Annotated in this window: 13 protein-coding genes; all 13 read right to left on the bottom strand. The window is 40.6% G+C overall.

Annotated features, from left to right (window positions below; genetic code table 11):
• Window positions 1-39 precede the first annotated feature (39 nt).
• Window positions 40-1,800, bottom strand: a complete 1,761-nt coding sequence (locus GGR21_RS06795) for a family 43 glycosylhydrolase (RefSeq protein WP_183306448.1) — start codon at window positions 1,798-1,800, stop codon at window positions 40-42.
• 291 nt (window positions 1,801-2,091) lie between these two features.
• Window positions 2,092-3,453, bottom strand: a complete 1,362-nt coding sequence (locus GGR21_RS06790; RefSeq protein ID WP_183306447.1) for a glucoamylase family protein — start codon at window positions 3,451-3,453, stop codon at window positions 2,092-2,094.
• A gap of 67 nt (window positions 3,454-3,520) precedes the next feature.
• Window positions 3,521-5,818: a beta-glucosidase BglX gene (bglX, locus tag GGR21_RS06785; protein ID WP_183306446.1), complete on the bottom strand. Its 2,298-nt coding sequence runs from the start codon at window positions 5,816-5,818 to the stop codon at window positions 3,521-3,523.
• 100 nt (window positions 5,819-5,918) lie between these two features.
• Window positions 5,919-7,442, bottom strand: a complete 1,524-nt coding sequence (locus tag GGR21_RS06780) for a RagB/SusD family nutrient uptake outer membrane protein (RefSeq protein WP_183306445.1) — start codon at window positions 7,440-7,442, stop codon at window positions 5,919-5,921.
• A gap of 17 nt (window positions 7,443-7,459) precedes the next feature.
• A complete protein-coding gene (locus tag GGR21_RS06775) occupies window positions 7,460-10,537 on the bottom strand; it encodes a SusC/RagA family TonB-linked outer membrane protein (protein WP_183306444.1) in 3,078 nt (1,025 codons plus the stop codon).
• A gap of 296 nt (window positions 10,538-10,833) precedes the next feature.
• The gene (locus tag GGR21_RS06770; RefSeq protein ID WP_183306443.1) at window positions 10,834-13,656 is read right to left on the bottom strand and encodes a triple tyrosine motif-containing protein; all 2,823 of its coding nucleotides are present in this window, start codon (window positions 13,654-13,656) and stop codon (window positions 10,834-10,836) included.
• Between the two features lie 180 nt (window positions 13,657-13,836).
• Complete coding sequence (locus GGR21_RS06765) at window positions 13,837-15,015, bottom strand: TolC family protein (RefSeq protein WP_183306442.1); 1,179 nt, start codon at window positions 15,013-15,015, stop codon at window positions 13,837-13,839.
• 15 nt (window positions 15,016-15,030) lie between these two features.
• The gene (locus GGR21_RS06760; RefSeq protein WP_183306441.1) at window positions 15,031-18,129 is read right to left on the bottom strand and encodes an efflux RND transporter permease subunit; all 3,099 of its coding nucleotides are present in this window, start codon (window positions 18,127-18,129) and stop codon (window positions 15,031-15,033) included.
• Between the two features lie 15 nt (window positions 18,130-18,144).
• Window positions 18,145-19,404 (bottom strand): efflux RND transporter periplasmic adaptor subunit, encoded by a 1,260-nt coding sequence (locus tag GGR21_RS06755; protein ID WP_183306440.1) that lies wholly within the window; start codon window positions 19,402-19,404, stop codon window positions 18,145-18,147.
• 83 nt (window positions 19,405-19,487) lie between these two features.
• The gene (locus GGR21_RS06750; protein WP_183306439.1) at window positions 19,488-19,943 is read right to left on the bottom strand and encodes a hypothetical protein; all 456 of its coding nucleotides are present in this window, start codon (window positions 19,941-19,943) and stop codon (window positions 19,488-19,490) included.
• 48 nt (window positions 19,944-19,991) lie between these two features.
• Window positions 19,992-22,064: a beta-L-arabinofuranosidase domain-containing protein gene (locus GGR21_RS06745; RefSeq protein WP_183306438.1), complete on the bottom strand. Its 2,073-nt coding sequence runs from the start codon at window positions 22,062-22,064 to the stop codon at window positions 19,992-19,994.
• 15 nt (window positions 22,065-22,079) lie between these two features.
• Window positions 22,080-24,383, bottom strand: coding sequence for a glycoside hydrolase family 2 protein (locus GGR21_RS06740; RefSeq protein WP_183306437.1), 2,304 nt, complete (start codon window positions 24,381-24,383; stop codon window positions 22,080-22,082).
• Window positions 24,384-24,634: 251 nt separating this feature from the next.
• The gene (locus GGR21_RS06735; RefSeq protein ID WP_183306436.1) at window positions 24,635-26,905 is read right to left on the bottom strand and encodes a GH92 family glycosyl hydrolase; all 2,271 of its coding nucleotides are present in this window, start codon (window positions 26,903-26,905) and stop codon (window positions 24,635-24,637) included.
• Between the last annotated feature and the right edge of the window lie 12 nt (window positions 26,906-26,917).

The following is a 26,917-nucleotide window of genomic DNA, read 5'->3' as shown; positions in this document are numbered from 1 at the left end:
ATCTGATTTAGTTTAGAATTATATTATTCTCAAAGATAATTATAAAGCTTCAGCTCTCACCCATTCCGATGTACCATTTTCATTTATGGCCTCTATTGCAAAATAGTAAGGCATTGTCCTGTCCATTCCCGGGTAATAATATTCATTCTTATTGTGTATCATCACACAATTGTATAGTTTATCCGGCTCTGTACCTATATAAATATTATAAGCATAAGCATTATCCACTGGCTGCCATTTTAGCCAGCCATTACGCCTGTCGGTTTCATCGGAACGCAGTGCCATAAACTGTTTCACGGCATCCGGCTTTTGTCCCGAACCAAAACCGAATACACGGAATCCGGAAACGGCAAATTTTCCTGTTGGCATGTGTATATTCTCCATCTTCATGTAACGGGCTTTTACAGGCTTATCCAGTTCTACATAATCGTGAGGTACATCCTTTTTATTCTTGCTCTTATCAATCAGAACCAGCCATTTCTTTCCATCGAGTGAATAGTAGACAATATATTGATGATAAATACCTTGCTGTTTACCTGTGAATTCCGCATCCTGATCGGCATAGTTTATCTGTATTCCATACACTGTCGATACTTCGCCCAGATCGCTTATCAGCCATTCTCCCTTATCGGCGGTCTTTGCGCTCCAATAGGTTTTTATGTCTTCATCTACAAGATTATTGGCATAATAAGTTCCCAATGAGGAAGATACCTGCACAGGTTTATTATAGTTCAGAAGCATCCAGCCTGTAAAACGGCTCCGCAAATGATCAGCTTTTCCATCAGGTATATAATATGGATAATCGCCGAAAGCCGTATTGCAATACATCACATCATCTTTATCAAATCCGGCAGGCCAGATACCGATACGGCGTTCGAAATTGTTCTTCACATTGATAACCATTGTGGATGTGTGCCAGTAATTACCGCCATTATCCTGAAATGTTGCACCATGTCCTGCACCACGGATAAATCCTCCGGCTTTCATACTGAATGGTAACGATACATGTTCGAACGGGCCAAGTGGGTTATTTCCTACCGCAACTCCATCACCATAATGGCTGAATTCGGTACCCGGACCACCCCATTGCAGATAATACTTACCATTGTGCTTAGTCATCCAGGCCCCTTCCATAAATGGTTTAAGAAAGGTATTATCCATGTGTTCACCGAAACGGTGCCAGCCTATTTTATTATAATCGAGCAGAAGCATTTCTTTTCGTGTTCCTGTCGGCTGGAAAGTCTTACGGTCGAGTTCTATACCATAAAGCGGATATACATTACTGCTACCGTTATACATATACAGCTTTCCATCATCATCTACAAAAAATGCAGGATCCCAGCCTCCTATATCGAAATGTTCTACGGCCTTGCTCCACTGGTTCTCTTTTGGATTTGTACTTACCCAGATAGGAAAAAGAGATGAATAAGTGGAACCAAATACACAGAGTGAATCACCCTGTACCCATGCCGCAGGAGCACACAGATCGTCCCATTTATTAGCGATCTGCGCTTTCACATCCTCGGGCAGAAACGGATGGGAAACAAAGTTCCAGTTGAGCATATCGCTGCTCCACCAATATCCGGTCTGATTAGTAGAGAAAAGGAAGTAGTCGCCTTTATAATTCACTATCACCGGATCGGCTGAAGTACGGTGCTTACCCCATTCCACAAAGTTAGGGATAGGTCCGTAACCGTAATCTATATTTATAGGATTGCAATAGGTCTTTTGCTGAGCGGAAAGAAGTCCTCCCCCAAAAAGAAACACTGCAATCAATATGTTGTATTTCAGAATTTTCATAACAAATCCACATTATTATTTTAACTAAAAAATGACAAAACGGACAGAATTTTCTCGTTTATTGTCATCCTGAGGAATGAAGAATCTCTTTCTTTGGATGCTTCGCCTCGCTCCGGCATGACAGTTAACTAAAACCTGACAAAAGTGACAGTTTTTTCAGTAATCAGTAAACAACGTATTTCACTTTTCATTCTTCATTTTTTCTACTGCCTACTTACTACTCTAAAACTATAGATAAAAAGAAAGCCAAAAGATTACAATCAAATCATAACCTTCTGGCTTCATGAACACCTATTTTAATGAGGGGGATTCAAATCCAAGCTTTTTTAGTCCTTTTTGCACATCCGGATGGCTCATGAATAAATTCCAGATCAGACCCGAACGATGGTTCTCTATCATGACGGCAATAGGCCCCTGGTCAATAGCCAGATATCGTTGTGGATACCAGTTATCGGTTTCACTATATGCATCGTAGAAACCATAAGGGCCCCAAACCTCATCTTTCATATTATAGAGATATCTCATTACTTTCATCGATTCCTCAGGAGTATATACAATAGATGATAACGCCGCCGTAGGAGAAATCACTCCGTGATCATGATCTTCACTAGGCTCATGAGCAGCATATCCTTTTACCGAGTAACTTGCCGTCAATCCCCACGCATCTTCACTATATCCTTTATAGCCTTTCGGATTACGCATGCAATATGCGCGATTGATAAGCGTATAATTCTTCATCTCCTGGAAATAATCGGCATATTTATCTTTCAGTCCGGTCGGATTAAGTCCGAGGAAAGAATAGTGCGCCCAGAAAAGGGGACCTACACCACTCACACTTTGATAGCGCATATTCAGGTCATAACCTTCAGCCTGATGCGGACCGACAATTTTTCCACCTTCTGCCCATCCTTCGTGATACACTTCGGCAGGCACACCATGAGTGGGAGAGCAAGCCGCCATCACATATGTGATCAGACATTCGTTATACCCACGAATAGGGAAATTCATTTCCCATGAATGTTCAGGGCTCCAGTGCCAGTAAAGAATATTCTGTGAATTACGGTGCCAGTTCCAGTCTACATTACGCCATATTTTATCGATACGGGTTGCCAGTGACTTCTCAGCATCGGTGCCGTTCACATAATATTGATGAAGGGCTAACAATCCCTGCATAAGGAAAGACGTTTCCACAAGGTCGCCGCCATTATCTTTATCTCCGAAACCCACAACTTTACCTGTCTCGCCATTCCACCAGTGCGGATATACCCCGTGAAAAGAATCTGCTTTTTCGAGGAAATTCACAACTTTCGTAAAATGTTCCAATCCTTGTTCCCGGGTAACATAACCCCTGTCTATCCCGGCCACAACGGCCATAATGCCAAAACCACTACCACCTGAGGTCACCGTATTTTTATCATGTTGACCATAATCGCCATCTACATGGAAACGCTCCCGTGCCATTCTACTCACAGGTTCTGCCCCATCCCAGAAATACTGGAATGTACGACGCTGCACACTGTCGAGTAAGGCTTCATCCGATATGTCAGATAGGTTTGCATTATTTCCCGGTTCCGATTTATCTGCTTTGGTGTTGCAACTTACAGCGATCAACAATAAAGCCAGAACAGTAGCGTATATATAAGTTTTTTTCATACTTCTTTAAATTTAAAAAGGGATTACAGAAAACTATAATCCCTTTTATGGATTATAATCCTTGCATTTAGTTTAGCGTGAACCTTGCCGATTTCACATCCCTACTGTTTCCTCCTATCATCACATCAAAATCTCCGGGCTCGAACACATATTGAAGATCGTAATTATAGAACTTCAAGAGTTCTGGCGTGATTTTAAAGTTTACTGTTTTAGACTCTCCAGCCTTGAGGAATATCTTTTCAAAACCTTTCAGCTCTTTTACTGGCCTTGTAACACTACCTACAATATCGCGAATATAAAGCTGAACCACTTCGGCACCATCTACTCTGCCGTTATTGGTTACTGTTACGCTTGCTGAGAGTTCGCCAGTGCTATTGATAGATGCAGTACTTAACTTAACATCGCTATATGAGAATGTTGTATAGCTAAGTCCGTATCCGAATGGATAAAGCGGATCGTTACTTACATCGAGGTAATTACTGCGGAATTTTTCGAACCAGTTACCTTCTGCCAACGGACGCCCTGTATTCTTATGGTTATAGAATAAAGGAATCTGGCCTACATTCTGAGGATATGTTGCCGGAAGCTTCCCGCTAGGATTTACATCACCGAACAATACGTCGCCAATTGCATAAGCAGCTTCCGTACCTCCGAACCATACATTCAGAATAGCAGGGACATTTTCGTTTTCCCATGTAAGTGTCATCGGACGACCCGAGAAGAGAACCAGAACAACAGGTTTTCCTGTTTTCAGCAATTCCTGTAATAATACCTTTTGTACATCAGGGATACCAATATCTGTACGGCTGCTGGCTTCACCACTGAATTCAGAGGTTTCGCCTAATGCCGCTACAATGACATCCGCATTTTTCGATATATCCAATGCTTCTCTCAGCATTTCTTCATTAGAACGTGTTTCCTGATCGCGGTTAAGCGTCCGGCCGAACATAGTAACATGCTCTTCCAGTTTCGCATCGCTTACCAGATGACTACCTTTTGCATATATAACTTTTGCCTTGTTTCCAGCTACAGCTTGTACCCCTTCAACAACTGTTGCAGGTTTTTCAAGATCTACTGCCACACTCCATGTACCCGGCATATTGGAGCGGGTATTAGCCAAAGGTCCCACAACTGCAATAGTTCCCTGTTTCTTCAATGGAAGTGTATTATTTGCATTTTTCAGAAGTACATAACTTTCTGATGCTATCTTGCGGGCAACAGCACGATGCTCTGGTGTGAATATTTCCTTTTTAGCACGATTTACATCAATATACTTATAAGGATTGTCGAACAAACCCAGTTTATACTTAGCCTCCAGTATACGACGGCAAGCCTGATCTATTTCGGCTTGCGTAACTTTACCTTCTAGCAGGGATTTCCCTACTGTTGACAATCCTTCGCTGACCATATCCATATCGATTCCTGCTTTTAACGCACGGGCCGAAACAGTCTGAAGATCACCGATACCATGATCGACCATCTCACTGATACCTGTATAGTCGGTAACGACAAATCCGTTGAATCCCCATTGATTGCGAAGGACATCAGTCATCAGCCATTTATTGGCTGTAGCAGGTACTCCGTCCACTTCGTTGAATGAAGCCATCACACTACCCACCCCGGCTTCCACTGCTGCCTGATACGGGTACATATATTCGTTGAACATACGGATACGACTCATATCCACCGTATTGTAATCACGCCCGGCTTCGCCGGCTCCATAAAGGGCATAGTGCTTCACACAAGCCATGATGTTGGAGTTGAGCTTATAAGCCTGATCTCCCCTACCCTGGTATCCGTAAACCATTGCTTTGGCTATTTCTCCACCGAGGAACGGATCTTCGCCGCTACCTTCCGAAAAACGTCCCCAGCGGGCATCACGTGAAATATCTACCATCGGGCTGAATGTCCAGCTGATACCATCGGCACTGGCTTCGATAGCTGCTATACGGGCCGATTGCTCGATAGCAGCCATATCCCATGTAGCCGCAAGTCCCAATGGAATAGGAAATACAGTTTCGTAACCGTGAATAACATCCATTCCGAAAATCAACGGAATTTTAAGACGGGTTTCTTCAACCGCTATACGCTGAACATCGCGTATTTTTTCAACGCCTTTTATATTGAACAGACCACCTACCTGACCTTTCTTTATTTTTTCGGCAATATTACTACTTTTTGCTTGTCCTGTAGTAATATCTCCCGAACTGGGCAGATTAAGCTGACCTATTTTTTCTTCCAATGTCATTTTGTTCATCAGATCAGTGATGAACTTGTCCATTTTAGCATCTTTTGAGCCCGTACTCTTCTGTGCAGAAATCGTAAGAACACAAAAGCCTAATACAAGCACTAATAACCTTTTCATATTTTTTTACCTTTTATATCTTTTATTCACCTTTGAAAATCCGAAAAACCAGTAAGGGCTATTACTAGCCCTTACTTTGATACCTAACCAACAATCTTATTTAATTCGCATAATTTGGATTCTGAACAAGAACTCCATTTGATTTATCTATTTCTGTCTGAGGTATTGGAAGAAGAGCATGCTTGTCTTGATAACCTGTCTTACCAGCAGCGTGTAAAACTTCTTTTGCTGTTCCCCAACGCACAAGGTCGTAGAATCGATCAGGTTCGAGAGCTAATTCAACTCTTCTTTCGTGTTGTATTGCTTTTCTCAGTTCAACCTGATCTGTTGTAGTTACTTCCGGCAAGATAGAAGAGTCGGCTCCTCTTGCATGTGCCCGTACCTGCTCCAGATAGTCAAGAGCATCATCAGTCTTGCTTAATTCATTAGCAGCTTCGGCAGCCATCAACAATACATCCGGATAACGTATGATGCGGATATTCACCCAAAAACCTTCTCTTGTATATTTAGCTCTCATTGCCGGGTCTGTATAGGCCTTTTTATTGAAATAGGCACCCATAGCTTCCGATACAGGAGCTTCCTTATACGGTGTATTTGTATTTTCAGGAGTTTCTGGTTCGCCTGGCCTTCTAAAATATAGTAATGTTGCATTTTTACGAGGATCACCCGATTCAAAAGCCTTTCCTAATTCCGTTGTAGCCATATGCCAGCCCCAGCCCAGATTCCATTGTCCAGAACCTCTGACTCCCTGCACCTGACAGAATTGGCTACCAATATCTGTACTTCCAGGCTTGGCTGCAGTAGCTGTACATTGCAGTTCGAAAATAGACTGTCCACAATTTTCTCCGGCATCTGTGAATACCTGATCAACAGGTGTATCAAGATTATACAGTCCCGAATTGATTACGTCCTCTGATGCTGTCAGCATATTATTCCAATCGTTACGCATCATATATGTTCTGGCATGAAGGGAACGTGCAGCTCCCCATGTAAGACGGCCAATATATTTAGATTCCCATGTTTGCGGCAGATATTTCTCTGCATAAGTCAAATCTTCATCGATTAATTCATATATTTCCGCAGCGGGGCTCTTTGCTATATTAGCTTCTGAAGCATCTATTATCTTGAAATCTATTTTAGGAACATCACCCCAGGCCCGCACCAAATTGAAATAGCAATATGCCCTGAAAAACCTAGCCTCAGCTTCATACAAATTCAATTCCGGGTTATTCATAATAGTCAATGTGTCAATCGCATTATTACAATCGTGAATAATACCATAATTGAAGTTCCAGTATGTGCCTAATATACCATTGGATGCATTGTATTCGAAATCATCCCAGAATTTAGCATTATCCGGCCCATCATTGGATGTACTACCTTTTTCGGAATCTTCGGAACGAAACATATGTACTGCAAAAGCAGGAATTCCCGCAGTAATGTTATAACTGCGCATTTTAGAATATACCCCGAAAATCTGCGCTTCCAAGCCTCCACTTGTATCATCATCTTCAGTGAAGCTTCCCTGCGGACTTCTGTCGAGGAAATCGCTACATCCGACAACCGAAAAAGCTAATATTGCAACGATTGCTATATATATGTATTTATTAATTGTACGTTTCATAACAATTTATATTTTATTTAAAATGTAAGATTTAAACCAAATGTATATACTGCCGGTACAGGATATGGATTGGCATCGATACCAAAAGCTGTCGCCGTACCTCCGATCTCAGGAGAATAGCCTGTATTGTTTTTCCAGGTTTTCAGATTCTGTATATTTGCATATACTCTCAGTGATTTCATTCTGATCTTCTGAAGAAGGGCAGGAGTAAATGTATATCCTATTTGTACATTCCTGATCCGGAAGAAACTTCCATCTTCTACAAATAACTCTGACGGATAATCTTTTCCATTGATAGAACGGCTTTTATTCAATACAGGATGAGTGTTTGATGTTCCTTCACCATGCCATCTGTCCATTGCGCTTTCAAGGAAGTTGAATTGTGACCATTCATAAAGATTCCATGTACGGTATATCTCATTTCCCTGTACGCCCATCATATCTACAGATAGGTCAAAATTCTTATATCCTAAGTTAATAGTAAAACCATAAGTAAAATCAGGAGTAGGATTTCCGATCATGGTACGGTCTGCTGTTGTGATTTTCCCATCACCATTGACGTCTGCAAACTTCACATCTCCAGGGAGCACAGCTACCAAAGTATTCTCTGGAGAACTATCTATTTCCGCCTGGTTTTGATATATACCTTCTACTTTGTATCCGTAGAAGTATCCGATAGGATAACCAGCCTCTGTATATGAAGCCTGTGTAAGCCCGGAAGTACCATCTATAATTCTGTAACCATCCTGAACAAGCGATATCACTTTGTTCTTAATTGTGGTCAGGTTAGCACTGATACCATATCTCCAATCAGAGCCAATACGGTCGTTCCACGAAAGAGTTAATTCCACCCCTTTGTTTTCTATTTCACCTAAGTTGGCTAAACCCGGCACTGTACCTGTAATACCCGGAACTTCTGCTAAAAGATCTTTTGTGTTTTTTTTGTAATAAACACCTTCAAAATTCAGTCTGTTTCTCAGAAAATAAGTTTCAAGACCAGCTTCCCAGGCTTCAACCTTTTCCCATTTTAGATTAGGATTCGGTAAATATTCTTTCGTATATCCCGGATATATATTATCTCCAAAAACCGCAGATGTAGTATTTGTTAGTATCGGCTCGGCCGGATATACCCTATCCATATTCTGATTACCTAATGTTCCCCATGATCCTTTCAGTTTCAGATAATCGAGGAAAGTATAATCTTTCATAAAGTCTTCCTCTGTCACAATCCAACCTGCTCCGACAGAGTAGAAATTCTGCCATTGATTTCCTGTATAGAAGAATGCAGATGAACCATCGCGACGGAATGAAGCATTCAACAGATATTTGCTCTTGTAGTTATATAATCCGCGAATAAGGTATGAAACTGTAGAGCGTTCCCATTGTGTACTACCTGTAGTAGTTGCATCCGCATCTCCAATACTTACAAACCATTTGTCCGGATCGTTTGCTATAGGCAGCCCATTTCCTTCACCACGTTTTGCCGTAAGGCTGGACAAACTGTTGTAATAAGTTGTAAAACCGGCTGTTCCTGTTATATTATGGCCATTGAAGCTATTAGTATAAGTAAGCAAATAATCAGCCTGAACCTTAGTTTCATTTAATTTTTGTTGTTCTACAGCAGTTTTACCATCACCCATTACGTATGGTTCCTGTATATCGACATCAAATAATGTTCTTTTTGGAGTGTAAAGCCTGCTATCATAAGCCCTGTGATCCAACGAGTACATTACCCGGAAATTGAAATTTTTCAGGAATGTGAGGTCTGCATAAATATTACCCGAAGCTCTGTAGTCAATTACTTTATTTACATCTTTTTGTAATTCCACAATTGACATCGGATTTGAGATCTGTCCTTTTTGGAAGCTAGGAAGAGTGTTGTATAAACCTTCGGCTTGGTTGTAAGGAGTTGCTATAGGCGCTGAATACAATGCATTCTTTACCGCATCTTTATAAAGTGCCAACTCTGTATTCAGTGGTGTTGAACGGGCTCCATTAAATTGGAATCCGATACGGAAATCCTTTGTAATATTATAATCACTGCTTAAGTTGATTGTAATTTTATTAAACTCTTCATGCTTAAGGTTTCCTTCTTCCGAAGTATAACCTATACCCATATAGAATTTATTTTTTTCAGTAGAAGATGTAACGCTGATATTATTATTTGTGATAAAAGCTGTCTGGAATATCTCATCTTGCCAGTTGGTATTTGCTTTCCAGTTAGTATAATCGAACGGATCTGATCCCTGATTTGCTAATTGCTCAGAATACAATTCGGTAAACTGTGCGCCATCTGCCATTTTAATCTTATCGACAACAGATTTGAAGCCGAAAGAAGTGTTGATATTAACTAATGTTTGTCCTTCTTTTGCTTTTTTAGTTGTTACTATAATAACACCATTCGCGCCACGTACCCCGAAGATAGCAAGTGACGAAGGGTCTTTAAGTATCTCCATTGATTCAATATCAGCCGAATTCAGGAAGTTGATATTATCATTAAATAATCCGTCAACAACGTATAGAGGTTTATATCCGTTGATAGAGTTCGTTCCACGGATACGGATCTCCGGGTCTTGTCCGGCGATACCTGTATTTACAACCTGTACCCCGGCTATTTTACCTTGTAAAGATGCTAATGGATTGGCCGACGGACGGTTAGCTATATCTTCAGCTTTTATACTGGCAATAGATCCTGTCAGGTCCCGTTTCTTTGCAGTACCATAACCGATTACCACTGTTTCGGTAAGCATGGTAGCATCATCCTGCATTGTTATATTAATGATATTTTGAGAGCCGACTGTTACCAGTTGGGTTTTCATTCCCACATAAGAAAACTCAAGTACGTCTCCACTGCCCACTGACAGAGTATATTTTCCGTCAATGTCTGTTATTGTTCCGTTTGTAGTGCCCTGCACTTTCACACTCACACCAATCAAAGGTTCGTTAAGGCCATCTATTACAGTACCTGTAACAGACTTAGTCTGAGCATAAATACTTACAGTACTCACTAGGAAGAAGCAAGCAAGGAGTAAAAAGCCTTTCATCAGAAAAGAATTCACACCTTTGGTAAATGTTCTTTTAGGTTTAATTTTCATAGTTTTACTTTTTATTTAAACACACATTTTCAAATAAATCTAGCTATGAACAACGGAGAAATAATGATAGTTTGATGTATTTTCCTCTTTAACTTTCGTGGAATAGTTAAAGCCTTCATCATGGCATTCCGGTTGTCTGATATTAGATTTCACAACCAAAATTAAATCAGACAAAACAAATCTTTAAAAAAGTTAATACACCGACGTTACGCCAGGTCATTTTTTAACAGTACCCGCACCTCACTTTTACCTCTCATTCAGGAGTAAAAATATAATAAACAGATACTTACACAACACTAGTCAATAGTAAGAAAAAATTCATTTAGATTTTGGGAAGGCTGTAAATTTAACTTTTTACGCAATCTGTAGCGACTATTTTCGACTGCCCTGACTGATAAATTCATCAAAGCAGCAATCTCTTTTGTTTCTAAATTCAATTTAAGACAAGCACAGAGACGAAGGTCACTATTGGTCAACTGAGGATATAAAGACTTCATTTTTTTAAAGAATCCTGTATGTTTTTCTTCAAATTTTATTAAAAACATTTTCCAGTCATCTTCTGTATTCATGTTGTTGTTAAGGAGTGCATTTATTTTCTGATACAGGGGTAATAGTGAGCTGGCTTTATTTTTGGTATAAAAATCATCCACAATATCCCTTACCCTGAGGATAAGTTCATTTTTTTGTATAATAAATGATGTCTGAGTCAGTAATTCCGCATTTTTTTGATCTACCTCATTTTGTAGTTCTCCGGCAAGAGCGCGCAGACGTCTGGTTTCCCTTTGTCTGATTTTTTGCAAATGGAGATTACGATAACGTCTTAAGATCAACATCCATATTATATACAGCACAATAGCTATGATAATGAAATAGAGCAGATATGCCCATACTGTCAGATACCACGGTGATAGTATTTTAAATTCATAAGATACAGTATCGGAGTAATTTCCAAGGCTATCGACGGTTCTGACCTTAAATATATATTTTCCTTCCGGCAAACGGGCATACGATACATTATTAATTTTCAGGGGCAGAGACCAGTCTAAATCCACACCTTCGAGCATGTATTGAAAAGACAGATCTGAAGCGAATGTATTGCTGGATGAGAATTTGAATGTCACTGTATTGTAACCGTATGCTATTTCATTTTCTTTAAAAATATCCTTGTAAACAACTTCTTTTTCGCCATTTTCAGTCATTACCGATTCGATGTTGGGAGGCATTAAATTATCAGCTAATCTGGTTTCCGCACCATCATTTCTCCGGTATAATAAAAAGCCGTTATCCAGACAGATCAAACTTGTGGAATCATTCAATATAGATACATTCTCATACGAATTGACCAGAGAAAGATTCATCCCGAGATTATAATTTTCGAGGATAGAAGCTTCATATCCGTCATATGAAAACTTATATACCGACGAACTAGTTAATGCCCAAAAAAGGTTATCCTTAATTGGGATCACCTGTCTTACATGTTTTATATTAGCAAAACAATCATCAAGTAATTTATTCGGTACAATGACATTGGTAATATCATCGTAAGTATAGAATTTGCTGTCACCCAATAGGACTATGCGTCCTCCCACTTTAAAAAGTTTCATTTTGTATGGCAATCCATCGCTGTTATTGCCTCCATAATAAGAGAAACTACGAAATCCCGACAAGTCTTCTGTCAATTGACAACGATAGGCTCCCCTGTTGAAATGTTCGAGCCAAAGATTTCCCATATGATCGAGTTCGGCATTAATTATCGGCTCCGATATCTGTCCGGGTTTGAATACCTCTCCTGTTTTCTTATCAATAATCCTCAATGACTGGTATGTAGATAATAGCAAAATATCTTTGTCTCTTATTTTGGCTTCTGACAGATTGTATACCCCAGTGCCTATAGAAAATGCATCGGTAACAGAGAGATCTTTGTGTATCTCTTTCAATCCCTTGTTATGACAGCAATACAGTTTTCCGTCCACAACCTTCATTGCCCATACCTGCCCCTGAGTACCATTGACCAGCGTCATTTCTGAAAGTGCGTCGGAACGGGTCAGATTATCCCGTGTAAGATAGAAGACGCCCTGATTAGTTCCCACAAACAATTTGTCGTTCCATAGCATAGCTCCATATACAGCCCCGGTATTTCCTCCCGGATCTGTATAACAGCTCATATTCGCGATATATTGTATATAGGCAATCCCCTTATCCAACGCCGCCCATATATTGTTCAGATTATCTTCAAACAAAGACAGCACCGTATTATTCTGCAAATAATTGTTTGAAGATATATGGTCTACAACTTTCCCTTCTTTGTCTACCTCATAAATCCCGTCCAGAATAGTTCCAAAAAAATAAGTGCCCTTCGATGACAATAACCCACAATTAAGTTCATTGGAAGTCATTACGGCAGAAAGTGCCGGATTCCATTCCCTGAAAGAAAATCCATCATATACATAAACACCTTTTGTACTTGTCCCTATCAGGTATTCTTTCTCTTTGTATGGTAGTATAACCCTGACATCTGTATTACTGAAAATATCGCTCCCTTCTATTTTTTCCATCATAAAGCCTTTAAGCCTGAACAAAGGGCCCAGCATCTTCTGAACAAGAAATTCATCCCTCACTTTTGTAAGGAAGAGGAATCCGCCATCGAAAGAGATACGCTTTACGGTTTTATAGTCATAGACATATATAGAAGTGAATGACTGAAAATAAACGTAGTCGCTGGTTATCCATATTTTCCAGAAATCATCGTTCCGAAAAAGAGCTTTATCTAAATTATCACTTAATGATGTATAGACCAGTTTCCCGGTAATATCCCTGTCCCAACGCCCAAACTCTTCGTAACTACCGGTGAAGATAACATTATGTGAAAGAACGGCTACAGAACGCGTTATCAGAGAGTTAGGCAAACGATTGAGATTCCATTCTATACCATCAAATTCGAGAAGTCCCTCATCGTTACCAAAGTACATGAAACCTCGCTCATCCTCTCCTATCGACCAGTTCTTATTCGCAGCACGGTAATCTTCCCTTTTTATATTTACTATGTGCGGTTTATTAGAGAATACAGGAAATGCAAGAGTTATGAATATTACTATAATAATATATCTGTTCAATGTCATCAAAAACTAATTTAATTTTTATCAGCACGGAATTTAGAATATCAAAAATAACATTTTTTGATCAAACTCATAATAATAAATATTTTGTCTGTTAAAAAATCAACTTCATTATAACAACTCAGGTAGCATATTGTGATATGCTACCCGATTATTTAACTCAAATTGAAAACTTTATCAGTCCTATTTTTCCCATTGTTGCAACTCTGCAACTGCCATCTGATAATCACGCTCGGTTTCCAGATACTTATCCATCGTATCGTAATAAATCGATAGTTCGGTCAGATAATTTATAAGGGATAACTGTCCTTTATCCAGAGCTTTTTTCAATAATTCATAATTATTGGTTACTTCCAGTATCTGCTTGTATTCTTTCAATAAGGCAGACAGTTTACGGGCTTTTTCGTACTGGCTTCCAAGTGTATTCTGAAACTGGTTTTTCGAGTCGGAGTATATCATTTGGGCAGCAATTGTCTGCGCCTTTTGATGTTTTACAGTATTGCGTCCTTCCCATAAAGGAATAGAAATACCGACCGACATTCCATGTGAGAATACGCCCGCTTCGCGTTCGGTTATATATCCTGCGGTTATTTTAGGCAGGTTCAACGATTTGGTCAGTTGCATTTGCTTACGGCTTAGTTCTATATCTTGCTGCGCAATCAGCAATGACGGATTATTATCCTTAATGCGTTCAAACCATTCTGCATAATCTAATGGAAGATCATAAGCCGGATAATCCAATATATTATCCGGAAACGGTTGTCCTCCATTCAGACGCTTGAGCTCATTCCACTGCAATTTTATTTCTACCTCATTCATATCCACGGCCTTCGCCATGTTCAGCATATCCAGTTGAGCCTTGTTATGCTCGAGGATGTCTATTTCTCCCAGTTCAAATCTTTTTGCATGCGCAGCAGCTAACTCCTTCGAACGGCGTCTGCGCTCCACCAGTTGTTCGTTCATTTTCGTCAGATATGTATACTCTACACAAATCAGGCGCGCCTGTTGCAAGATGTCCTTGCGCTGCTGCTCATACACCATGTCGATCTGCCTGTTCTTGCCATCGGCCAATTGTGATTTATAACGGTATGCCGTAGGAAAATCGAATGTCTGTTTTACACTCATATCCAATTTCCCTTCTGCCGAAGAATTTCCCCAAAGATAATCGACTTCCACATCGGGATTCGCCAGATTTATTCCGGTTCGGTTTCCTATTTTATCGGCATCGGCCTTCTCCCTGTATGCTTTCAGGGTAGTATTATTTATCTCGATGCTTTTTAATATCGGATCGAAACCGTATTGTGACTGCAAACCGGTTACAGGTAATACAATCAAGAGGGTTATATATATTATTTTTTTCATAATGGTAAAATATAATTAAACTTTCTCCAGTATTGCTTCCCTACGTTTTTTAAGCATCCTGTATATTATTGGTACAATATACATATTCAATAGCGTAGAGGTAAGCAAGCCTCCAAGAATAACCTTTGCCATCGGGCTTTGAATCTCATTACCGGGCAGATCACCCTGAATAGCCAATGGAATAAGTGCCAGTCCCGAAGACAATGCTGTCATCAGGATAGGATTCAACCGGTCAAGTGAACCCTGCAGAATACTTTTATTTACTGAATATCCTATCTTACCCAAGTCATTGTAATGTGCCATCAGTAAAATACCATTGCGTGTAGCGATACCGAACAGCGATATAAACCCGATAATGGCAGGTATGCTTATCTCACCCGAAGTGAATAATATAGCATATACCCCTCCAATCAGCGCTAAAGGCAGATTGAGTAATATCACCGCCGATTGCACCACATTTTTGAATTGATTAAACAATAACAGGAAGATAATAAGGATAGCGAATACAGATGCAATTAGCAGTGTGCGTGATGCAGCCTGTTCGCTCTCGAACTGTCCTCCATATTCTATATGGTAACCTTCGGGCATTGAAATCTCCTTATCAACCTTTTCGCGAATATCATTTACCACACTCCGCAAATCGCGGCCATCCACATTAGCCGAAACCACAATTTTTCGTTGTGCATTTTCCCGGTTCACCGTATTTGGCCCTGAAGAAGAGGTAATCTCCGCAATATATTCGAATGGGACTTTTGTTCCTCCGGCATCTACCATCAGGTTGCGTATCTTATCAGCCTGATCTTTATAATCGTCTTCTACTTTTAGGGTCAGGTCGAAACTCTTCCCGTCATCATATACCTGTGAAATAACCTCACCCGAAAGCATCACGGAAATGAAATCGGAAAATTCGGGCATTGTTATACCGTATTTTGCCATCAATTCACGCTTGGGGGTAATTTTTAGTTGCGGACGCTCTACCTGTTGTTCTACATTCAGGTCGGCAACGCCCTCTATACTTTCGATAGAGGATTTGATCTGGTTACCCAATGTAAACATTTTATTGAGGTCTGTTCCGAAAAGCTTGATCGCAATATTCGCCTTTGTTCCTGAAAGCATGTGGTCGATACGATGAGAAATAGGTTGTCCGATCTCCACACTAATACCCGGAATGGCATTGAGCCTTTCCCTGAGATCAGAGGTCATTTCTTCCTGAGAACGGTCTTTTAGTATAAAAGGGGCTTCTATCTCCGAAGTATTTACTCCGAACGAATGTTCGTCCAGTTCGGCGCGGCCTGTCTTACGTCCGACTGTCTGTATCTCGGGTACGCTAAGTATCACTTCTTCGGCATGCCGTCCTATTGCATCCGATTCTTCGAGGGAGATGCCCGGCAATGTATTGATTGTTATGGTAAATGAACCCTCATTGAATGGTGGCAGAAAATTACGTCCAAAAGTGAAGAAGATAACAATAGCCGATAGTAATAAAACTCCAGTTATACCTAGTACCAGTTTCTGTTTTTCCAAAGCCCAATGCAAACTTTTTTCATATAAGACTTTAAGTTTTACAACAAATACAGGCTCTTTTTCTTCCTTATCTTTCTTATTCTTACCCAGCAGATAACTACACAAAACAGGTGTCACAGTCAGCGCAACCACCGTAGATGCAAACAATGCTACAATAAAGGCAATTCCGAGTGGAACCAGCATGCGCCCTTCCATACCACTCAGGAAGAATAAAGGAATAAAGCTTGTAACAATGATCAATGTAGAATTCAGGATCGGCATACGCACCTCTTTCGATGCTTCAAAAACGACTGTAAGAACACTTCGCTGTTCTTCTATCGGGCGTTGCCTATTCTCCCTGAGCCGTTTAAACACATTCTCCACATCAATTATCGCATCGTCTACCAGCGAACCGATAGCGATTGCCATCCCCCCGAGGCTCATTGTATTGATAGTCAGCCCCATCATCTTTAAAACCAATATGGACGACAGCAAAGACAACGGTAAGGCCATCAGTGAAATAAAGGTCGTACGCCCATTCATCAGGAAGATGAAGAGCACGATAACAACAAATATTGCTCCCTCATACAAAGCCTTCTGAACGTTATTGATCGAATTGTTGATAAAACGCTCCTGACGGAAAATGTCGGTAGATATTTTAATATCGGCAGGAATATTCTTTTGTACTTCCGCCAGCGAAGCATCCAGTTTTTCGGTCAGTTCAATCGAATTGGTATTCGGCTGTTTGGTTACTGTTATCAGTACGGCAGGCTTTGTCCTTTCTGAAGCAAGACCGAGCTTAGGCGTTTTAGCACCTATCCTTACCTCTGCAATATCACTTATCAGTATTGGATTTTCACCTTGTTTTTTTATTACGGCTTTTCCTAACTGATCCACATCGGCAGATTGAAGGACACCTCTGACAATATATTCATTACTATATTCATAGAGAATGCCTCCGGATGAATTCTGGTTCATATTGCGAGTAGCCTGCAATACTTCATCCAATGTTATCCTATAATGTTTCATTCGTCCCGGATCGAGCAGAATCTGGTATTCCTTTATATCTCCTCCAATAACAGTAACCTGTGCTACTCCGCCTGTGGATAACAGACGCGGACGGATTGTCCAGTCGGCAATGGTACGCAGATCGAGCAAGGAAGTCGAATCGGCAGTTAGTCCGATGATCATCACTTCACCCAGAATAGAGGATTGAGGGCCAAGAGTAGGCTGACCAATATTTTCGGGTAGGGCATCACCCAATGCCGCCAGTTTTTCGGTCACTATCTGACGTGCTTTATAAATATCCGTCCCCCAGTCAAATTCTACCCACACAACGGAAAATCCGGTAGTAGAAGAAGAACGCACGCGGCGAACGTCAGTCGCACCATTTACAGCCGTCTCTATAGGAAAAGAAACGAGTCGCTCCACTTCTTCGGGCGCCATTCCGTTTGCCTCGGTCATGATCACCACAGTAGGTGCATTCAGGTCGGGAAATACATCTATTTCCATATTCTTAGCTGTATACAGTCCTCCTACAAGAAGAAGCACTGCACCGATAAGTACAACCAAGCGGTTGTTCAACGAGAATTGTATTATTTTATTCAGCATAATCCAATCCTCCCTTTAGTGTTCGTGTGCATGAGGTATTGCCGATGATGTAGAGGCCAGTTTTACATGATAGGCACCTTTGCTCACCACTTTATCACCTTTCTTTATTCCCGATAATATTTCCACATTCACGCCATCATTGGCACCCAACCTTACTTCCTGCTTCTTATAAGCATCGTCATGCACCTGTAGATAAACATAATAAATACCTTGTTCTTCTGTTAATGAAGAGACCGGAATAGACAATACATTTTCACGGGCTTGTCCCAATAGAAACACTTCTACATAGGAGCCGGAAATGATCTGGCCAATATTATCAAATTCAAAATTTACAGGGATGTAAAACTCCTGGCTGTTTGCTGATTTACCAAAAGATACAAGACGTCCGTTCAATTCCGACAAACTGTATACGGACTCATCATACGGCGTTTTAAAATTGGCTAGTGTAATATTACTTATATCCTTATAATAACGTTCTGAGATATCTGCCCTTAACTGCAATTTACGGTTCTGGGTGATAGTCATCAATGCCTGTCCGACTTCCACATATTGTCCTTCTCCTACCAGTTTGTTTTTCACATATCCTGTAATAGGTGAAGAGATTGATACTCCCCGCGCAGAGGAACGGCTACCAATAGCCTGATAAGCGTTTTTTGCATTCTCATAATTGAGTTTGATCTCGTTGTATTCCCGTTCGGAAATAAGCTTGTCGCCGATCAGGGATTCCGCACGTTGAAATTCGCGTTGTGCAATATCATAGGTGGATTTTGCTCCCGATACAGGATCACCCCCCACCATATTTCGGGAAGAGATACTTAACAAAGATTCTCCTCCTTTGACTGAAAATCCTTCGTTCAGTGAGGATTTATTAAACGATACAATACCGCTTGCAGTTGCTGAGATAGTAACCTCATCGCCCTGTGCCGATAATACCTGGCCACTGGTCTTAATCACCTGATGGAAGGTTGATGGGTTCACGTTCGTTACTTCCAGCCCGGCAGCTTTTGCCTGCTCGGGTGTAAACATGATTTCATCGGTGTGGGCTTCGTCTTTATTGCTTGTTGAATGGTCATGGTCGTGTTGGCATTCCTCCCCCTCTGCATGAACATGCGCTTCCTCATGATCGTGATCTTCCTTGCATTCTTCTCCTTCAGCATCTGAATGAATATGTCCGGTATGAGTTTCGTGTTCCGGTCCGTTTTCTGGTTGCTGTTTCGAATTGCAGCCCCATAATATAGTCATGAGACATGCAAAATATATTAAATATTTTTTCATTAATATTCTTATTTTTTAGACTTAAATAATAATCTATCACGAATGATATCCGTGACAAAAACATTGTAATATTGATATTACAATCAGGCTAAAAGATAAGAAACAGGAGGTGCACGCAGGCTTTTGACTGTGCCTACGAAAGGTGGAATATAATTATTTACATAGGGTTTTTCGTGTAACCATTTTCCCAGTTGTGGCATATCGAGATAAAACTCGTTTGGAAGATACAAGACAAACATCAACGACAGGCAGTTGGGACATGGAAGTATTTCTTCGTGCAAATCATTATTCTGACGCAATACTACATCCTTTAGGTCACAGTCTTCCTGATTTGAATGATGGTGCCCTTTTTCATGCTCACAACAGCAATGGCCTATATCACTATGGTTTTCTGAGCAATGGTGTTGATGTTTCAATTCCTCTAAAGAAAAACAAACAATACCATCGTGGTGAGAATGGGGTAAAACTCCATGAACCAACAGAAAACTGTTAGCCAGGATTAACAATAGAAGTGTTAATTGTCGTTTTATCTTTCTCATTCTGCAAAGATACAAAATCCTGTTAAAAGATACTAGCTAAGTACCACATTATTTGATATTATCCGTTCTTATGCCATGACTAAATTTCGAAGAAACAGGGAATGATGTAATACGTAGACGGGCTGCACCCATCGGTACAAGAGTTATCTCTTCTATTTTATTATCCATCTGCACGTCCTGTGCTGGCAGAACACCACATAGCCCGTATTTATCGACTTTCCATGAAGGAACTCTTCGTCCCTTTGCTTTTACTATGATTGGTGAGTTTGCTTGTACAAAAGGAAAATTATCTGATGGCCAACCGCGTTTTTCCACAACAAAATCTGATAAAGGATTATTCCCATCCAGCACCAAAGCGTAATTCCACGCACTGGCCGGGTATATTTCGCAGGTAGGCCATTTTTGCGGATCGGCACCTTTTTGCCATTTAGAATCCCCGATTGCTGTTTCTGCACTATTTACCCTTTTGTATTCTTCTTTTATATTTAAAGACAATGTGAGAGGCCCGTAATTCACACTTGCGCTATTCTGATTAACCTGCCAGCGGTTCAACTCCAAAGACATTGGCAGGACAAGAGATATTTTATCATTATTTTTCCATTCACGGTGAATACGTATATATTTACCCGGAGTTAAGTCTGCCTTTACCTTTTTATCATTTACCAATACTTCTGCATTTTTAGCCCAGGCTGGAATACGGAAATAAAATGGAAATGACTCACTTTTAGAAGTAGTTATCACGAAGTTGATTCCTTCCTCAAACGGATAGTTTGTATCTTCAGCTATCTTGATCTCGGTTCCATCACCTACCTTTATTATGGCATCACATGCTCCATATATCACCGCCGCTACTCCTTTATCTGGAGTTGCGTATATCAGGTTTTCCACAAAATAAGGCCAGCCTTGTGTGTGATTATGCTGGCAGCAACGGCTACTGAAAGGATTCATCGATAAAAATGGACCTCGATTGTCGATTCCCGGATGGTGATTTTCCGAATCGCTGAGTACATGATTAGGACTGGTAATATACCGTAACGACTTAAAATCGGGCATCACCGCAGCAGGATAAGAATTGAACGCCACATTTTCGCAGTGATCTGCCCAAAGCGGATCACCTGTATAACGAAGCATAATTTCGTCCGAAGCCATTTGTTCGACAAACCCACAGGTTTCCGTCCCCTGACGCGGATCGATATAACCCAGACGTGCATTTTCGTCCGCGCCGAACATTCCTCCCGGTACCTGTCCGAAAGTCCGGCGGATAAGTTCATGTACATTATATGACGAACGAAGATGTGTTGAATCCTTAGTCATCATATAATAAGTAGCAGGCTCCCTGAACCCCTGGGCAATATTTACATTGTGCCAGTTAGGCAAAGTCGTATCCATCATCCAGTTGGCCGTATTACGATGTATTTTTTCTGCCAATTCGAGTAAGAATGCGTCTCCGGTAATATTGTAAAGCCAGTATACGCTATATATATTATCCCCTCCCCGGCTGTTTTCCCAGTAATCTTTCAGGAACTTTTCGTCGGGAACAGACATTTGCCATTTGAAATAACCGGTCATTAAATCTGTAACACGCTTATCTCCCGAATATTCGTAATAAGACTGCAGGCACCAGAGCATGATCATATTAGCCCATAGTTCACGTTTACCATTCCGTTCATTCACAGGCCCGAAATAGCCATCCGGCTGCTGACTTTTAAAGACCGCTTCTATCCATGTCTCAGTTTCATTCAGCATTTTTTCATCCTCGAGGATATAGGCTACATTGCCATAGCCTTTCAGCCAATAGGGAACCTCTTCCCATCCGGCATTAGAACCCTGATTGAGCCATGCATTATTATTCTTATCGAGCCATGCGCTGATTTCCCCCAGATGTCCGGTAAGCCCGTCGCGTTGCAATTCAAGATATTTTCTTAACCAGCCTTTTGGCTTTACTTTTCCTACCGGAAGTTTTATAAAATGTTCTGGTAAAAGAGGCTGCCTATTAGTTACATAATTCGAATTCGATTCATTCGTCAAAGGTCTCTCTACAACGCTTATTTGCTCTTTCTGAGAAAAAACGTTCGATGCGATTCCAATAAATAGCAAAATAACAGCAGCCGTTTTCTTCATTGTTTATTATAATATTTAATCTTTAATGGAAAATCCTAAATCGATAAATTGTCCGCCTGAGGTTTGCTTACATTTCACAGCTACCAGGTTAAGCTTTCCTGGCTTGATTGAAGCAAGAGCCTCTTTATTGATATCAAGATAAACATAACGGTTTACATAACCAGTTACAGAAGCAGCCAGTATTCCATTGATATATATATCGCAATCTTCATCATGAAATATATGTAATTTCAGCTTAGACAGATCATTAGCTGATACTTTATCAAAAGTAATATTTTTTCTTAAATAAATATATGGTGTCTCCCACTTCGTATTTATTAGATAATCTTTATTCACGCCTTGACCGAAGCCGGCTTTACCCGTTTTCCACGAAGAGTCTGCAAAAGAGATATCTTTCCAGTTATCAGAATTCAACGGCTCATCAGCCATCAGGTATTTCCACTCATTATTCGCATCGTATGTTTGAGAAATTTTCATAACGGGAGTAATAAATGAATTTGTTTTGTATACATTTTCAATAGCACTGCGAATCTGCTTCAATTGAGCGTCATTTACTTTCACCACCCGGCGGTCATACGTCATTACACCGTTTTCCTCATCCTCCACATCAGTCAGTTGAGTATATACTGCCGCACATAATCCGCTACCCTGTAAGTCTTTTATCATGTTAACATACTGAATAAAGCGGTCTTTCAGTTCTTCCGGACTATAAACCTGTGTATATTTCATATTACTGCCTCCAATCCAGCGGTGATTGTCAACAATGAGGGTAATGCCTCCATATTCACCACATACCGAAACTCTTTTATTCACTTTATTAGGAAGCATATTTGGCTCGGGATACCAGTGTGTATCTTTAATATCTCCATACTCAGAGTCATTCCATCCGCTGGCAATACTTATCAGACGTGTAGGGTCTTGCTTGCGTGCGATATCAACTCCTTTCTGCGATGTTTTATCATCAGGTTGCCCCCAACTCTCATTATATACAGTCCATAGGACAATGGAAGGATAATTATGCAGGGACTCCATTATCCGCACCATCTCATCGTGAAAGTTATCTCTTATATTCATATCTTCCCCCAGTATATTTCCATCTTTACCAAATCCCGGATTCGGGATATCCTGCCATACCAATATTCCTAATTTATCGCAGTGATAATACCAACGGGCAGGTTCTACCTTAATATGTTTGCGGGACATATTCATGCCGAATTCCTTTGATTTTATAAGATCAAATTTAAGTGCTTCATCAGTCGGAGCGGTATAAATCCCATCCGGCCAGAATCCCTGATCAAGAAATCCATAGTGAAAAGAGTATTCGTTATTAAGCATCATACAAGGATAACCATTTTGCATCCCCATACTTATTTTACGCATACCGAAATAGCTGTCCACAGCGTCTACTTTACGGCCATTATCTGCCAGTTCAACCTTTACATCATACAGGAAGGGGGATTCCGGGCTCCACAGCTTTTGATTTGGTATTTGTATATCTATATTTTCATTTGCATTCACACCGGTTTTCGATGCGACCAGTTTTTCCCCGTCAAAAATCTTCACATTCGCTTTTGTTGACGCTCCGATTTTAGCCGACACGATTTTGATATTAATTTTCTTATTATCAATATCCGGATTCATTACAAGCTTGTCGATATGAATATCCGATACGGCTTCAATCCATACCGTTTGCCATATACCTGTTACAGGTGTATACCAGATCACCTTTTCATTGATTTTTTGCTTACCATGGGGGTATCCGCCATATTCCTGATAGTCCTGTACAAATACCTGAACTTCCTGCTCTTTTTTTGTTTTATCCAAAGCTGAGGTTATTTCAAAATAGAAAGGATCGAATCCTCCCTTATGCTCTCCTACCTGTTTTCCATTGACATATATCTGGCATTTCCAATCTACGGCGCCAAAATGCAGCAGGATATTCTTCCCATTCATTTCCGATGGCAAATCGAATGTGCGGCGATAAAGGAATATTTTACCTTTATTTTCCTCATGATTCGTGTCTTTTATCCCTGAGATAGCCGATTCCATCGGAAATGGAACAAGTATCTTTTGACCGAAGCTTTGGGACGGACTATAAGCCATTTGACTGACTTTGGTAAAATCCCATAATCCATTAAGGTTCATCCAGCTATCGCGAACCATCTGAGGACGGGGATATTCAGGCAACGGATTGTTCGGATCTACCTGTTCTGCCCAAGGAGTCATAATACGGGCTTGCTTTAGTTGCCAGTCCTGTGCCGAAAGGGATAGAGCACAGATTAAACATAGAGTAAATAAGGTCTGAAGCTTTCTTTTCATAATATATTGTTTCTTGATTTAAATTGCCTTATATATCAGTGATTGTTTTCAACAAAACAGAATAGCCTGATTTTTCATGGATTTATTTAGGTTAAATCCCCAATTCTTCACCGATACAAAAATCGGTTTATTTACTAAATAATACTGGTAAAAACTATTCAATAAAAAGTAAAATATGATCAGACCACAGTTTCTAACCTCTTTTTAAGGCTTTTGAGATCAAAAATCACTTATTATTGATAAATTTTTCTTTACTTATTTTCATTTGAGAACGAATATGGAAAGCTTTCCGGTTTTGTTCCCCGTATGGTATTCGGTTCGGGAGACATCTTATAATTTATTTTTGCACCCGACATCAGCATGCCATGTGTGAGATAATTTTTCTCATACAGTTTGCCGGCTACTGTCACAGAATCCACATAACGGGTACTATTTTTGTTATCAGCTGTTATTTCTATCTGGTTACCATTTTCAAGTTTCACTATCACCTTCCTGAATAAAGGTGATCCCAACACATATTCATCTGTACCCGGACAAACCGGATAGAACCCCATCGCCGAAAACACATACCAGGCAGAGGTTTGTCCATTATCTTCATCACCGCAATAGCCATCAGCATTGGGATTATAAAGCTTATCCATAATTTCGCGCACCCAATATTGGGCTTTCCAGGCTTGCCCCGAATAATTGTAGAGATAAACCATGTGCTGGATAGGCTGGTTGCCATGCGCGTATTGTCCCATATCCATCACCTGCATCTCCCGCATTTCGTGTATTATCGAACGGCTGGTCATTCCTTTGTAGCTAGGAATAATAAATACCGAATCCATCATTGTATTGAACTCATGCTTCCCTCCCATCAGGTCGATAAGCCCCTGAGGGTCGTGGAAAACACAAAAACTCCAGTGCCAGCTGTTGCCTTCAGTAAAATCCCGGCTCCAGTCTTCCGGCTCGAAGTTGGGATTAAAACGTCCTTTATCATCCCGTCCCACCATGAGTTTATGTTCCGGGTCGAAAACATTTTTATAATTCATAGCCCTCTGCTTAAACACATCCAGCTCTGCCTCAGGTTTTCCTATTGCTTTTCCAAATTGGTAGATTGTCCAATCGTTATATGCATATTCCAATGTGCGAGCCACATTTTGCCTGATGTTCACATTACTGGGTATATATCCGATACGGTTGTAATATTCGTGCCCTACACGCCCCGAAGCCGAACCTTTCAGATGTTGTGTGGTTGCATTCATCATTGCGTTCCACAGGCTTTCGGTATCATAACCTCTTAAACCTTTGATATATGCATCGGCCACAACCGAAGCCGAGTTATTTCCTATCATGCAATCACGATGCCCCGGACTCGACCACTCGGGTAAAAAACCGCTTTCCTCATATGAATTAACCAGCCATTCCTGCATTTTTTCGTTCATCGAAGGATAAACCAAATTCAAAAAAGGGAATAAACTGCGGAATGTATCCCAGAAACCTGTATCGGCAAACATATAGCCGGGTAACACCTTCCCGTTGAATGGGCTGTAGTGTACAACTTCTCCTCTGGCGTTGTATTCATAAAAACTGCGTGGGAAAAGTACCGAACGGTAAAGGCAAGAATAGAATGTACGCAGGTTGTCGATATTATCATCCTCAACTACAATCCTGCCTAATATATCATTCCATTCGTCCCTACCCTGCTGTTTTATCTCTTCAAAGCTATTATCGGCAAGTTCCCTGAGATTGAGTTCGGCTTGTTCGAAACTAATAAAAGAGGAGGCAACACAGGCTTGTACTTGTTCCCGTCTTTTAGTCGGGAAGCCGATTACTGCCCCGGCATGATTGTCTTTCATCTCCAATTGGCCTTCTTTAATATCATTCCCTGCGAAAGAAGCTGCAAATGTGAACGGCTTATCAAACTTTATTACAAAGTAGTTTTTAAAATTTTGAGGAACACCTCCGCTATTTTTTGTAGTATAGCCTATTATTTTATTCTCCTCAGGAATAATCTTTACATATGAACCTTTATCGAATGCATCTACTACAACATAAGAACTATCGCTTTCCGAAAATGTAAAGCGGAACATAGCTGCACGTGATGTCGGCGTTATTTCTGTTGTAATATCATGGTCGGCCAGATAAACAGAATAATAATAGGGCTTTGCAATTTCCGATTTATGAGAAAACCAGCTGGCCCGTTCATCTTCACCAATCACCGTCTTTCCTGTTATGGGCATAATGGAAAATTGTCCGTAGTCGTTCATCCAGGGACTAGGCTGATGGGTTTGCTTAAAACCTCTGATCTTGTCCGCATCATAAGTATAAGTCCAGCCATTACCCATTTTTCCCGTCTGGGGTGTCCAGAAATTCATTCCCCACGGACGGGCAATTGCCGGATAAGTGTTACCGGTAGATAATTCTCTTTTCGACTGCGTACCCACCAAAGGATTTACATAATCGACCGGTGGTTGCTGCTGAGCATTTAATACACCCAGAGACAATACTCCGCAAAATAATAAGATAAGGATTTTCATTAGTTCTTGTTT

It is taken from the genome of Dysgonomonas hofstadii (genome assembly GCF_014196915.1).
Classification (GTDB): Bacteria; Bacteroidota; Bacteroidia; order Bacteroidales; family Dysgonomonadaceae; genus Dysgonomonas; species Dysgonomonas hofstadii.
This window is presented reverse-complemented; position numbering and strand designations above follow the sequence as displayed.

What these genes read in the sequence shown, in the direction of transcription:
- GGR21_RS06795 (WP_183306448.1), bottom strand. Translation starts at nt 1,800, where the DNA reads ATGAAAATTCTGAAATACAACATATTGATTGCAGTGTTTCTTTTTGGG.
- GGR21_RS06790 (WP_183306447.1), bottom strand. Translation starts at nt 3,453, where the DNA reads ATGAAAAAAACTTATATATACGCTACTGTTCTGGCTTTATTGTTGATC.
- bglX (WP_183306446.1), bottom strand. Translation starts at nt 5,818, where the DNA reads ATGAAAAGGTTATTAGTGCTTGTATTAGGCTTTTGTGTTCTTACGATT.
- GGR21_RS06780 (WP_183306445.1), bottom strand. Translation starts at nt 7,442, where the DNA reads ATGAAACGTACAATTAATAAATACATATATATAGCAATCGTTGCAATA.
- GGR21_RS06775 (WP_183306444.1), bottom strand. Translation starts at nt 10,537, where the DNA reads ATGAAAATTAAACCTAAAAGAACATTTACCAAAGGTGTGAATTCTTTT.
- GGR21_RS06770 (WP_183306443.1), bottom strand. Translation starts at nt 13,656, where the DNA reads ATGACATTGAACAGATATATTATTATAGTAATATTCATAACTCTTGCA.
- GGR21_RS06765 (WP_183306442.1), bottom strand. Translation starts at nt 15,015, where the DNA reads ATGAAAAAAATAATATATATAACCCTCTTGATTGTATTACCTGTAACC.
- GGR21_RS06760 (WP_183306441.1), bottom strand. Translation starts at nt 18,129, where the DNA reads ATGCTGAATAAAATAATACAATTCTCGTTGAACAACCGCTTGGTTGTA.
- GGR21_RS06755 (WP_183306440.1), bottom strand. Translation starts at nt 19,404, where the DNA reads ATGAAAAAATATTTAATATATTTTGCATGTCTCATGACTATATTATGG.
- GGR21_RS06750 (WP_183306439.1), bottom strand. Translation starts at nt 19,943, where the DNA reads ATGAGAAAGATAAAACGACAATTAACACTTCTATTGTTAATCCTGGCT.
- GGR21_RS06745 (WP_183306438.1), bottom strand. Translation starts at nt 22,064, where the DNA reads ATGAAGAAAACGGCTGCTGTTATTTTGCTATTTATTGGAATCGCATCG.
- GGR21_RS06740 (WP_183306437.1), bottom strand. Translation starts at nt 24,383, where the DNA reads ATGAAAAGAAAGCTTCAGACCTTATTTACTCTATGTTTAATCTGTGCT.
- GGR21_RS06735 (WP_183306436.1), bottom strand. Translation starts at nt 26,905, where the DNA reads ATGAAAATCCTTATCTTATTATTTTGCGGAGTATTGTCTCTGGGTGTA.